This window comes from Methanolobus sp. ZRKC2, from assembly GCF_045291185.1.
Lineage (GTDB): Archaea > Halobacteriota > Methanosarcinia > Methanosarcinales > Methanosarcinaceae > Methanolobus.
The window spans coordinates 2,536,872-2,549,122 of the sequence record NZ_CP146980.1 but is presented as its reverse complement, the minus strand read 5'-3'; the positions used below and the strand labels follow the sequence as shown (position 1 = coordinate 2,549,122).

At 41.9% G+C, this 12,251-nt stretch carries 11 protein-coding genes; 4 read left to right on the top strand and 7 right to left on the bottom strand.

All coding sequences use genetic code 11. The annotated features are described in order from the left end of the window. The first annotated feature begins 345 nt into the window (after nt 1-345). Entirely contained in the window at nt 346-1,197 is an 852-nt protein-coding gene (locus V7O62_RS12215; protein ID WP_406656608.1) for a class I SAM-dependent methyltransferase, read from the top strand. A 40-nt stretch (nt 1,198-1,237) separates the two neighbouring features. Here the strand turns inward: V7O62_RS12215 and V7O62_RS12210 are convergent, their stop codons facing one another. From V7O62_RS12210 to V7O62_RS12200, 3 genes are all read right to left on the bottom strand, one after another. Then, complete coding sequence (locus V7O62_RS12210; protein ID WP_406656607.1) at nt 1,238-1,762, bottom strand: shikimate kinase; 525 nt, start codon at nt 1,760-1,762, stop codon at nt 1,238-1,240. 65 nt (nt 1,763-1,827) lie between these two features. Continuing rightward, entirely contained in the window at nt 1,828-3,189 is a 1,362-nt protein-coding gene (locus V7O62_RS12205) for a PFL family protein (protein ID WP_406656606.1), read from the bottom strand. Nucleotides 3,190-3,203: 14 nt separating this feature from the next. Further along, nucleotides 3,204-3,482: an ACT domain-containing protein gene (locus tag V7O62_RS12200; RefSeq protein WP_406656605.1), complete on the bottom strand. Its 279-nt coding sequence runs from the start codon at nt 3,480-3,482 to the stop codon at nt 3,204-3,206. Between the two features lie 415 nt (nt 3,483-3,897). On the opposite strand from V7O62_RS12200, the gene V7O62_RS12195 reads away from it, so the two are divergent. The 3 genes from V7O62_RS12195 to V7O62_RS12185 all read left to right on the top strand — a co-directional run bounded on the left by V7O62_RS12195 (nt 3,898) and on the right by V7O62_RS12185 (nt 5,321). Further along, the gene (locus V7O62_RS12195) at nt 3,898-4,104 is read left to right on the top strand and encodes a DUF5371 family protein (RefSeq protein ID WP_406656604.1); all 207 of its coding nucleotides are present in this window, start codon (nt 3,898-3,900) and stop codon (nt 4,102-4,104) included. A gap of 26 nt (nt 4,105-4,130) precedes the next feature. Further along, on the top strand, nt 4,131-4,622 hold the full coding sequence (locus V7O62_RS12190; RefSeq protein ID WP_406656603.1) for a type IV pilin: 492 nt from the start codon (nt 4,131-4,133) through the stop codon (nt 4,620-4,622). Between the two features lie 120 nt (nt 4,623-4,742). Continuing rightward, nucleotides 4,743-5,321: a hypothetical protein gene (locus V7O62_RS12185; RefSeq protein WP_406656602.1), complete on the top strand. Its 579-nt coding sequence runs from the start codon at nt 4,743-4,745 to the stop codon at nt 5,319-5,321. 116 nt (nt 5,322-5,437) lie between these two features. On the opposite strand, the gene V7O62_RS12180 is transcribed toward V7O62_RS12185, so the two are convergent. From V7O62_RS12180 to V7O62_RS12165, 4 genes are all read right to left on the bottom strand, one after another. Beyond that, a complete protein-coding gene (locus V7O62_RS12180) occupies nt 5,438-8,233 on the bottom strand; it encodes a FlaD/FlaE family flagellar protein (protein ID WP_406656601.1) in 2,796 nt (931 codons plus the stop codon). A 456-nt stretch (nt 8,234-8,689) separates the two neighbouring features. Next, nucleotides 8,690-9,859 (bottom strand): tRNA uracil 4-sulfurtransferase ThiI, encoded by a 1,170-nt coding sequence (thiI, locus tag V7O62_RS12175; RefSeq protein WP_406656600.1) that lies wholly within the window; start codon nt 9,857-9,859, stop codon nt 8,690-8,692. A 96-nt stretch (nt 9,860-9,955) separates the two neighbouring features. After that, nucleotides 9,956-10,252: an acylphosphatase gene (locus tag V7O62_RS12170; protein ID WP_406656598.1), complete on the bottom strand. Its 297-nt coding sequence runs from the start codon at nt 10,250-10,252 to the stop codon at nt 9,956-9,958. A gap of 21 nt (nt 10,253-10,273) precedes the next feature. After that, entirely contained in the window at nt 10,274-12,184 is a 1,911-nt protein-coding gene (locus tag V7O62_RS12165) for a threonine--tRNA ligase (protein WP_406656597.1), read from the bottom strand. Nucleotides 12,185-12,251 lie beyond the last annotated feature (67 nt).

The window sequence follows — 12,251 nt, the reverse complement described above, 5'->3', positions numbered from 1 at the left end:
TGTTACCAGCGACAATAGCACAGAAGATATTATGATATAAAAAGATATTCATAACAATTAGTATTACTAAACCATAATATCTTAATATTACATGCTCATTACATACTTGACATTATGATTTGAAGAAAGGTCAGGCAAAATTAAAAAAAAGCAAGATAATTGCCATCCTGTGCATACCGATAATCTTAGCCAAATTCGTTTCCAACCGCATAAAAGAATGGAACCATAGATCACCCAGAAAGCATGTGAAGTTCTGATAGCAGCACAGAATTGCATGGATTTTGGAGTTGCCAGACCTACCCCCAAGGACAAGAAAGTATCAAGAACAATTTAAGGAAGATGAATATGGAATTGCAAGATATAGACTGGAACGATGTCTGGACAGAACAGATGAAAAAGCACAGGGCAAGTGAGAAAAAAGAATGTGCCTCAATCTGGGAAGATAAAGAGAATGCAAGAAAATTCTGGGACATTTCACAAAGAGACGGACAGAAGAGAGCAAGAAAAACAATTGAAACACTGAACATCACACCAGAATCAAAGGTACTTGACATCGGTGCAGGACCTGGATCACTTGCAATTCCACTCTCCCAAAAAGTCAGTCATGTGACAGCCATAGAACCATCTACAGGCATGACCGAGGTTTTGCAGGAGAAAATAGAGGAGTACGGATGCGACAACATCAACATTGTCAGGAAAAAGTGGGAAGATATCGATACTGAAAAAGACCTTGATGGCCCCTATGACATCATCATTGCATCTTTTTCATTAGGGATGGATGACATCCGCAAAGCAATCGAGGATATGGAATCAGTGTCATCAGGCCATGTCTACCTTTACTGGTTTGCGGGAGATACCACATGGGAAAAGCTATCTCGAGAAGTATGGTACCGACTACATGGAACAGACTATATTCCCAACCCGAGATGCGATGTTCTCTACAATATTCTTTACCAGATGGGAATTTACCCCAACATGCAGACATTCAAACTTGAATATACCGAAAGTTATCAATCTATAGAAGAAGCAGTGAATAGTCTTTCAAACCATTTCTCATTGACCACTGAAGATCAAAAGGCAACATTTGCAGATTATCTAGAGAATAAGCTTGAAAAAGATAAGGGAGCCTTCAAATATCAAGCCAGCTCAACCAGAGTAAAGATCTGGTGGAAAACAAAAGATATCAACAACAAGTGAATGTTCTTGGAATGGGTTCCAGCTGTTGTCTAGAAAAAATTCAGCGATCGTTAGAAACATCCAGCACGCTGGATGTCTGTGTTACTATTTTACCTACAACGTCCCGGACTTTATCCCTTCCTTTGACTTTGATCCTGATTTCAGCAAACTCAGCATAAAGACCAGACCTTTCCTTGTAAAGCTGATAGAGGCCTTTGTCCTTCAAACCTACAACTCCCCGCTTATCAAGGTTAGAAAGCCTATTTTTAATTATACCAAAGGGCACGTCCAAAAAAACAATAATCGACTGGTTTTGCAAAAAATGCATGGCTTTTTCGGAATAGATCACACTACCACCCGTAGAGATGATGCAATTGTCCTGCAACTCAAGTAAAAGTATGCACTCCTCTTCTACATCAATAAGAGCAGTATCACCTTTCTCATCTATCAGCTCCTGAAGAGCTGAGCCTGAATATTCCTGAATGAGAGCATCAGTATCGATAAAGCAATACCCCAGATGACTGGCAAGTGCATTTCCCACGGAGCTCTTGCCCGCACCGGGCATACCGATAAGAGTTATAATCATACTGCCATCCGTTCAGCTTTTACATTTCTCTGTTGTCCGTAGCTTTGTCCCAAAAACAAATAATCTCAATTTGTCAATGCCTGTATTGGCGCAGGTATCCTGCCGCCCCTTGCAATGAAGTTCTCTGAGCTAAAACCGTTCACTGGCATCACAGGTGCGGTACCCAGCAGGCCACCGAATTCCACCATGTCACCTATAGTCTTCCCAGGAGCAGGGATGATTCGCACGGCAGTTGTTTTCTTGTTGATCATTCCAATAGCCATTTCATCTGCAATGATAGCGGATATAGTTGGTGCAGGTGTATCACCAGGAACTGCAATCATGTCCAGACCCACCGAGCATACGCTGGTCATTGCCTCCAGCTTATCAAGACTGAGTGAACCTCTTCTGACCGCCCTGATCATACCTTCATCCTCACTAACAGGAATGAAGGCACCGCTCAGGCCTCCAACGGACGAGGAAGCCATTGCACCTCCCTTCTTCACTGCATCATTCAATAGGGCCAATGCAGCAGTAGTGCCGTGGGTACCGCAACTCTCCAGACCCATTGCCTCAAGTATCGCAGCAACACTGTCACCTATAGCAGGAGTAGGAGCAAGAGACAGGTCAAGCACGCCGAATTTAGCATCCAGGCGCTTAGCGACCTCTTTCCCAATGATTTCACCCATGCGGGTTATCTTGAAAGCCGTTTTCTTGATACATTCAGATATGTCACCAAGTGAAGGGTCTTCCAATGCTCTTACTGCCGAGTTAACCACACCAGGACCACTCACACCTACATTGATAGTACACTCCGGCTCGCCTATTCCATGAAATGCACCTGCCATGAAGGGATTATCATCAGGAGCGTTTGCAAAAACCACAAGTTTTGCACAGCCTATGCCCCCTTCCTCACAGGTTAACTGTGCTGTTTCCCTGATAATCTTTCCCATGAGTGCCACAGCATCCATATTTATTCCGGCTTTGGTTGTTGCCACATTGATTGACGAGCATACCTTCTTTGTTCCCGAAAGTGCAGCAGGAATAGAGTTGATAAGCTTCAGATCGCCAGATGTCATGCCCTTCTGAACAAGAGCACTGAATCCTCCAATGAAATCCACCCCTACATCCTCTGCAGCTTTGTCAAGTGTCCGGGCTACCGAGGTCAGGTCCGAAACATTACAGCTTTCTGCAACAACTGCAATAGGAGTAACTGAGATTCTTTTATTGGTAATAGGAATTCCATAGAGGCTTTGCACTTCATCTGTGGTTTTCACAAGGTCACGTGCGTATGTGGTGATTTTGTTATAGATATTCTCGTTAAGGATATCTATGTCAGGGTTGCTGCAGTCGCGCAAACTGATACCCATTGTCACGGTCCTGATATCAAGATTCTCATTGGACACCATTTTGATAGTTTCAAGAATCTCTTCCGGATGAATAATCACTGAAAAATCCCCCTTCAGATCCTGTGCATGAAACGAAAAGTATCTTCATGCTGAACCTTTGCTTCGACACCAAGTTCACGACCTGTCTCAGACATGGCTTTCTGGAAGGACACAAGGTCAAAGTTCTCCTCTTTTACTTCCGCAAGCATAATCATCGTAAACAGGTCTTCCATGATGGTCTGGCTGATATCTACAATATTAACGTTGAAATCCGCCATCACCCGGCTAACGTCTGCAACAATACCAACTTTATCGATACCAATGACTGTTATTATGAAACGACTGGGAACCATGATCTATCCTTCTAGATTACAAACAATTAGAGTACTTGCATGTATAATAGATTAAGTTGTATTTCTGGTTTTGCTAGCATATGGGCACTCATCTCCATAGTCAGCCTAAAAACATAGATGCAACAAAACAAAGAGCAAAAGCTCAATTGCAGTATGAGCATAAATATAAAAACAAACATATTTCAAGAAATATTAGTATCTTTACTAGAAAGCCTCAGATCAAATGTCACATTGTATAAAAATTTTTTAGAATATAATAAGATTAATATAAAATAAAATTCATATATGGGACGAGGCATTAAGCTCACGCATCATTATCAATAAGTATTTATAGAAATGATATTATTATTATAATGATGATGATTGAGCAGCAGTGCTCATCAAATGATTCAAAGTCGAACACTCAGGCGAAACAATGGTGAAAATTGTACATGCACAAACCGTACTCACAGAGGATGAATTGGCGGCCCTTAAGAAGAAATGCAATGAGTCGTCTACAAAAGAAGCTTTGAGTATAGCGGTGCAACATTATCTCGAGTGCGAATATACCGACCTCGACGATAAAATGTGGACAAAGAAACTTGAAAAAGTTGTCCAGAAAAAAAAGCAAAAGAAAGTGTAGACTTTTGAATGAGAGAGGAACAGAACATGAGTAAAGCAAACCAATTCCTTAAGGAAGAAGATGCAGTATCCCCGGTCATCGGCGTTATCCTGATGGTCGCAATCACTGTCATCCTTGCTGCAGTTATAGCAGCATTCGTATTCGGCATGGGACCACCAGAACAGGCGCCACAGGCAAGTCTGAGATCAAGCGCTACTGAATCAACTGGTTCCACCCAAGTAAACATTGTTATGCTTGAACATCAAGGCGGAGATGAAATCGTACTTAGTTCAACAAACACCAAATTCCTCATTGATGGAAATGAAGTGACCTATGCACAAGTTGACGAAAGATTCACTGCGGGAGAACGCCTCTATATAGGAAAGAAAGGCGCAGGTAACGATTTCTACGTTGCAAACATAACAAATGACAACACCAACTTCACTTCAGCAATTGGAAGTACTGGCGATATTGTAGAAGTAAACATTATCGATGTTTCAAGCCAGCAGATGATCGCTGACATGGATGTCAGGTTCTAAACACATATTTAATGACGCATCTTGCGTCACTTTTTTCTTCTTTTTTTATATCAAAAATTAAAAAAGTATATATACTTTCCAGAAGACCGTTATATAACCATTTAAAGGATGTGGTTTATAATGGATTATGAAAGTTTATTGAAAAGTTCTTGGAATTTCCAGAAAGACAATATCGTTACTTATGCAGTAGCTACGATAATTGCATTTATTGGCATGATATTTATTGTAACAATTGCTCCCCTTGCATATGGCTTAACATATATGGGCGTTAAAGGAGCAAGAAACGAGCCTATTGAAATAAATGATGTTTTTGAGGGCTTCAGAGATGGAAACTTCATTCGAAGCTGGATCTATATGTTAATATACATAATTGTCTTGGCAATAGCCGGAGCAATACATTCAATCCTGAGTACGATAGTAGGGATACTGTTTATTTTCGGATTACCCCTGCTTGTTATCAAAGGATACAGTGGTATTGATGCCATCCAGGAAACTTTCGAGACAGTGAAGGAGAATCCTGTCGAAAGTCTGGTTCTTTACGTAATAATATTAGTCCTCAATGTAATCGGTGTAATAGCATTACTGATAGGCTTGCTGATAACAGCACCCCTCAGCCAGATATTACTCGCAGGCGTGACTCTCGAGTTGACAGGGGAAGACCTGCAAAGTTCCGAGACCTACGTAACAGAAACAGCATGATTGTGGTCTTGCAACCAGATTCCTTGTAAAAGGCAGAACAATTTTGTGAACCAGTAGGTTCACATGTTTTTCTTTAAATATAATCTTCTTCTTTTGCAAATAACCTGAAAATTTAATCAAATGCCGTATATCTCATTACCTTTCTTGACCTTCTCAATGTCACGATCGATCACTGAAAGCTTGTTCTTGTCTACCTTCATCCCTGCAAGGCTCTCAATGAACCAGATAGATTTGACATGATCATCAGGAGTTAGTTTCCAGTCAGGTTTCTCCATATAGAAATCGATGCCTTCTGCATAATGCATCAACTCCACCCTGACATCTTCAGTAAGCCATCCCAGATCCTCATAGTAGGATAATATATCAGGAAGATTATTTCTCCCCACAAGTCCCATCAGGAACTCAAGCCATTCCATACAGAGCTTCATATTAGTAGAATTCTTCATTATATTGGAAAGGTGTACATTCTGGCCAAATCCTTTATAGCTGCGTGCTCCTATTTTTTTGAGTTCCGAATCAAGGTATTCAGTAACCGAATCCAGGTTTTTCTCAAATTTATCCTGCCAAAGTTCACAACTTTCCTTAAACTCACCGAGACCTGAAGACGTAGCCCCGAGTTCATCAACCAGGGAACTGACAGATCGTGCAAGCTCAAGTGAAGTTGACCTTGATTCTTCCTGGATCTTTTCAATAACAGATAAACGGGATTCAATCGGATCAAGCATTTCCAGTCTACTTTCAAACTGCAAAAACCTTGAATCATTCTCCTGAGCAGATTCATGCATCTGCACCAGCAAGGCAGTATAAGAATTCACAAGCTCCGATACGCTTTCCTCGATTCTTGTAAGGCTTGATCTGATATCCTCATTGTCAGACTGAACACTGACCAGCGCATTCTCAAGACCAGAAACCTTACCTTCAAGAGCATCTACCTTCCCGTCAAGAGAATCAACTTTAGTGCCAGTACTAGCCAAAAGTCCTTCACTGTTTTCTATAGTTGATAGCAGTGGTCCAAAACCGGACACATTCTCCGACAAATCTGAAACATTACCTTCAACATCTTCAAAACGGGAAAGCATTTCTTCAAGTTCGGATCTTAGACATTGGATATCAGATGACATTTGTCCTACCTGAGCAAGTTCATCCTCTGAAATTGTTGCTGCTTGAGAGGTAACATCCGGACATGCCAGATCATCTGACATCTTGCAATCATCTGAGAGAACACCAATATCATTTAGTGATAAACTGCTCATTGGAGATATGGAATTTACTTCTTTTTCCTGAGGATCCACAGGAATTACTTCAGATATATCATCTCTTTGATCAGGAGATAGAACTTCTGAATTTTCAAAATTCTCAAGAGCAGAAAAGTCAATTTTTTGTTCCTCTTTTAGTTCCATCAGGGGCTCTGTTACAGGAGTGATTGTCCTAATTTCCTGAGAGACAGATTGTTCAATTGTTTCATCAAAAGGAGATACAACATTAATTTCATTTTTGACATCATCTTTTGGTTCGGGAATCGCCGGCCCTACAGGTGGAAAAACCTGCTCAGCAGCCGGAGGTTCAGCTTGAGGGACAGGCATATTGAAAGAGGAAGCTTCATCGAAAGGTGAAGAGTTATTTTGCTCTTCAGCAATATCAACGCCACCAGTCAACCCATCCATCCTTTCAATCAGGCTTTGCCCTCTGGTCAAGCCGGTTAACAGTGATTTGACTTTTTCACTTACACCATTAAAACTCCCGATAATATTACCAACTTTGACAGAAGAACCAATCGAGCCAATTAAACCGGGAGATGCAGAATGTGCAGCTGAAGATGAATCTTGCCCTGAAAAAGGGTTACCTGTATTAGAAGGAAAATCAGGGAAAGGATTAGCAGACTGTTGTAAAGAACCGGAAAAAGGATCATCAGATATAGGAGCAGAGCCAGGGAAAGGATCCGCAGAAGGTGGAACAGAATCCGAAAAAGGATTTTCTGAATCCTTGGCAAGATAAGATTTAGTATCTTCGGATGTTCCAACGGAAGATAAAAATGGATCATTTTCCGATGGATTAAGATTCTGATTAGGGTTTGTCGATACTGGAGAAGGATCTGAAAAAGAATTGGAAGAGGGAGCCACATAATCAGGCAACGGGCCGTTAAAGTTGGGCATCGGGTCGGAAAAAGGATTTTCCGATAGAGGAGCCTGGCCAGGAGGAGTTTCTGGAGAAAAAGGTGTTTCAGAGAATGAATTTTTCAAATCAGGCTCTTTTTCCTGCAGGGAAACCTCCTGAGGAGAAAACAACTTCTGAATCTGATCCCCGGAAATAGGATTTTGTTCCGGGAAGGGATTGACAGGTGCAGCATTTTCCTCGATGCTAGGAGCTTCAGGTGAGAATGCAGGTGATTCTTCAGGGACATTCACATAAGCAGGTTCGGGCATTTTCTTATGAAGTTCACTCTTAGTAGGCACAGAAACCTCTTCACCCGGAAGCACAGGAACAAAAAGAGGAGGAGGAGATTTCTTGGCCTCTTTCTTAGGAGCAGAAAGATCTTTCTGGGGCACAGTCTCAGCCCCAGGTAATCCAAAGCTAATCTCATCAAGGCTAAAAGAAGGAGGAACAGAGCTTTCCACATCCTCATTTCCTTCTTCAACTGTGCTGCTAGCCTGCATGAAAGGAGGCAAGTTGCCCGGCGGTTGAATAGGCGTTTCAACTACAGTCGGAGAATTATCAAAAACAGGGTCTGAAGAAGGCAGGTTTTCTAACGTGGCCTCCTCCATTGGAGAGCTGGCAAATGCATTAGCAAGTATATCAGGAATAGATTGCTCACTTTTTTTTTCCGCGGAAACTGAGTTATCAGGACCGGATTTTTCCTCATTAGATGATTCCTTACTGGAATCTTTTTTTACTTCCCAGGGAAACTCACTCATGAAAACCAACTACAACAAGGAAAGATAATAGATACAAAATAATTATATAGCTCATTTTTATATAAAATTTGCTATCGAACATCAAAGAAGGAATGCAGAACAAGAATTAATCATGAAAATCTCTTCAATCTGGAATTGGTATCAATCAAAAAAGAGAGTAGGCGCACGGGAATTATTGAGGGAATGGACGAGAGATAAAGGATGAAATTTGTGCTAAAATTCATTTGTTGTGAGTTTGTGCGCCTAGATGTGGATTTGGAATAATAATATATAAATTTTATGAACGACTTTTGAAAGCATATAAAATGATGACGCTATGATGTAGTTCACTTTAGAATGTTACATATCAACTTATGCGTATGGTAACATATGAATAGATGTCAATCACACAATAATCAGACAAAAAAGATAAAAAGAAAAGAATAGGAAGAGAAACATCTGCTTTCAGTCAAATGATCATACTTTTGATATCCTCGCATTAGCTACTGAATAGCGGACCATACTTTCAATATCAACTTTTTCTTCTTCAAGTGGCAGGGAATCAAACTTAGCTTTGACTTCAGGATGTTCAGGAACTGCTGTGCAGCCACCTGCCTGCACTATAGAAATATCAAAAGTACCTATTCTTTTAGCAATGTCAATGATCTCATTTTTATCAAGACCTATCAGTGGATGGTAGAGCGGAGCACAGATCCCATAAGTCTCAGCATACATATTAGCCGCAGTCTGGGAAGCTACCTGTCCGAGAGATGAACCTGTAACTATGCCGGAGGCATTTTCTGTCTTCATGATCTCAAATGCTATCCGGTACATTGTACGCTTACAGAGTACACACGTCTTTCCACGTTCGCATTTATCGATAAAAGCACCCAAGTTGGAGCCGTTTGGAACTTCATATACTTTAAATGGGTGCCCAGGACACCATTTTTGAAGTTGCTTAATACATTCCATTGTCCTCTGTCTCGCACGTTCATCATTGAACGGTTCATTATTGCAGTACACGGGAATGATTTCCACGCCTCTTTTCATCAAAAGCCAGGTCGCAACCGGAGAATCAATTCCACCTGATACAAGGGAAATCATCTTCCCCTGAGTACCAATAGGTAATCCACCAACACCCTGCACTATTTCCGTAAATACATATGCATGATTCTGGCGCATTTCCACAAATACTTCCCTGGAAGGATTTGTCAGATCAACCGAAGGACTCATACCCCTGGATTCAAGCATTTCCCATACATCATCCCCACATTTTATTGCGAGTTCACGGGATGAAAAATCATGGTTCCCTGTTCGCTTTGCCCGTATGGCAAAAGATTCACCTTCATGAACGAAACCATCCGCCATACTTGCACACATCTTTGCTGCAGATTCGAGCGTCGGATCGGTAGTTTGGGCCGGAGAAGCAGAGACAACTCCGAAAACATCCGCTGCTGCCTGCGCTGCACGAATATCTGAAGTATGGACAAATACCCTTCCCCATTCACGGCTTATTCCCGAATAAGATACTCCGTTTTGCTTGAGCATTGCTTCGATATTGCTCATCAATATTTTTTCATACCAGTTTCTAACACCGGTGCTCTTTAGTGCCAGTTCACCATACCTGACAATGATTACATCGAACATCGCTTTACCATTCCACACATATTAGTTAAACATAATTAAGAAGGACTTTTTTGTCGCTAAATTAAAACAGAGCAAATTCTGAAAAATAATCAACCTTCACCTTCTTATACTGAAATCTCTGAACTCACCGGAAGCAGAAGACCAACTGACATCAACATCTTCAACTGAGGCATAAGAAGGACCTTTTTCCAGCAATCCTATCAACTTTTCAATATCAGCACGCTTACCCTCTGCAACCACTTCCACTCTGCCGTCCGGAAGGTTCCTGGCAAAACCTACAAGTCCAATATCAGTAGCATTATCCACAGTAAACTTACGATAATAGACTCCCTGTACTCTCCCGGAAACAAGGACAGTTGCAGAGACTTGTGCCTCTGCATTTGTATTCCGCATACAGATTAATTTGCCTGTGAATTATAAGAACTTTGGCCTTGTGGAAAGGAGCTTTGCAAGAGGCAATCCCCTGTATGGCATCCCTTCAATTTCTGACTGAACCCTGGCATTGAGTTCTTCAGCAGTCATTTCAACTTTCTTCGGTTTATTGGGTTGTGATTCGGATCTGACAGTTACATTGATGTTGCCGGTCTCGACTTCCTTGTCACCCACAACAACAACATATGGAACCCATTCACGTCCTGCCTCACGGACCTTCTTACCAACTGTGTCCTCACGGTCATCGATATCAACACGGCAATCGAGCTGTTCCGCAACCTGCAATGCAAAATCCATATGCTTATCGGAAATAGGGATAACTCTTACCTGAGTAGGAGACAGCCAAAGAGGAAGTATTGGTACTCCACCATTTTCAGCCTTCATAGCCTCCTTCTCAAGCAAGCCATAGATACAACGCTCAATGGCCCCGCTTGGGGAACAGTGAAGTATCACCGGTCTCTTTGCAGTTCCATCAGTATCAATATAATTGATATCATACCTTTCGGCGTTTTCCACATCAATCTGAACAGTTGAAAGGGCACTTGCTTTTGCAAGAGCATCCACGAAGTTAAACTCGAACTTGAGGACGAAATAGAAGAACCTGGTATCCCACATCTCTACAAGCACCGGTTTGTCAACGGTTTTCGCGAGATTTGTGATGAAATCCCTGTTCTCATTATAGAAATCCCTGGTGAACCTTATAGCCACCTCGAAGTCATCGACCTTAATGCCTACTTTATCAAGAAGCCCAATACACATATTGTACTGAGAATCAAACTGTGCCACCGCCTGTTCCATATCAGTACAAAGACTGTGCATATCCGGCATTGTAAATGCACGCAGACGCCTGAGACCCACGAGCTCACCACGTTGTTCCTTGCGGAAACTGTAGCGAGTCATCTCGATCATCTTCATTGGCAGATTCTTGTAGGAAATGGTCATGTCATGATTCATGAGGAACTGGCCGAAACATGCAGCGAACCTCAGGAACATGTTCCTTTTGTCAGATTCTATGGAATACTGGCGTGCAGGGAACCTGTCGAGGTACTTTTTCAGCGTTGGGTGCTCCATATCATACATCAGAGGAGTCTCGACCTCCATAGCCCCTACTTTATAGGACTCATCCAGAACATAGCCCTCCAGCAATGATTTGATCAGCCTGCCTTTTGGATAATAGCGCATATTACCTGAATCCGAGCCAGGCTCATAGTCAGCTATCTCGAGCCTGCGCATGAGCTCCACGTGCGGAGGTGCCCTTTCCACTGCTCTCTGCTTTGATATTTCATAGTTGACAAACTTCTGCAGGTTCTCATGCCCTGTGAAATCAAAATCATCGGTATTATGAAGTTCTCCATCAGGAGTGAGGATGTGCCAGTAGGATTTGGCCGTACTTTCGGCTTTTAATGCCTCTGAAACTACCTCTTCCTTTTCTTCTGCAACAACTACTGCCTCACCGCAACTAACTGACTTTCCCTCCGGCACTATTGAGCGGGAAAGTTCGGACAGCGGATGTCCTTTACAGCTTATTTTGAAAGCTTTGTACCATCCAAAAGGCGCCCTCTTAACATTAAATTCTCCTGAGAGTTCCTTTTCCACAGCTTTGAGAACAGAGACAGCAACTTTCGGAGAGGAAAGATCAGAGCTCAGGTGCGCATATGGATAAACCATTATATTCTCTGCTTTAACCTGTGCAGCCACACCTTTGATTTCAGCTATAGCCTTACTTATTACCTCATCTGTTGCGGATTCGTCGGCCTTCTCGACTGCGATAAAAGCTGTCAAAGCCTCATCAAGTCTTCCAGACTTGAACGACTCCTCTATTTTTTCTGCAACGGGGGTACTTTTTTTAACTTCGTATTCGATGTAATCGGAATGAATTAACAGCAATTGCATGAGTTCACCTTTCAGATAAATGCTAACTAAAATCAGGCCATTCCATATTAACCTTTTCAGTTTTTAG

What these genes read in the sequence shown, in the direction of transcription:
- V7O62_RS12200 (WP_406656605.1), bottom strand. Translation starts at nt 3,482, where the DNA reads ATGGTTCCCAGTCGTTTCATAATAACAGTCATTGGTATCGATAAAGTT.
- V7O62_RS12180 (WP_406656601.1), bottom strand. Translation starts at nt 8,233, where the DNA reads ATGAGTGAGTTTCCCTGGGAAGTAAAAAAAGATTCCAGTAAGGAATCA.
- V7O62_RS12165 (WP_406656597.1), bottom strand. Translation starts at nt 12,184, where the DNA reads ATGCAATTGCTGTTAATTCATTCCGATTACATCGAATACGAAGTTAAA.
- V7O62_RS12170 (WP_406656598.1), bottom strand. Translation starts at nt 10,252, where the DNA reads ATGCGGAATACAAATGCAGAGGCACAAGTCTCTGCAACTGTCCTTGTT.
- V7O62_RS12185 (WP_406656602.1), top strand. Translation starts at nt 4,743, where the DNA reads ATGGATTATGAAAGTTTATTGAAAAGTTCTTGGAATTTCCAGAAAGAC.
- V7O62_RS12210 (WP_406656607.1), bottom strand. Translation starts at nt 1,762, where the DNA reads ATGATTATAACTCTTATCGGTATGCCCGGTGCGGGCAAGAGCTCCGTG.
- V7O62_RS12215 (WP_406656608.1), top strand. Translation starts at nt 346, where the DNA reads ATGGAATTGCAAGATATAGACTGGAACGATGTCTGGACAGAACAGATG.
- V7O62_RS12190 (WP_406656603.1), top strand. Translation starts at nt 4,131, where the DNA reads ATGAGTAAAGCAAACCAATTCCTTAAGGAAGAAGATGCAGTATCCCCG.
- V7O62_RS12195 (WP_406656604.1), top strand. Translation starts at nt 3,898, where the DNA reads ATGGTGAAAATTGTACATGCACAAACCGTACTCACAGAGGATGAATTG.
- thiI (WP_406656600.1), bottom strand. Translation starts at nt 9,859, where the DNA reads ATGTTCGATGTAATCATTGTCAGGTATGGTGAACTGGCACTAAAGAGC.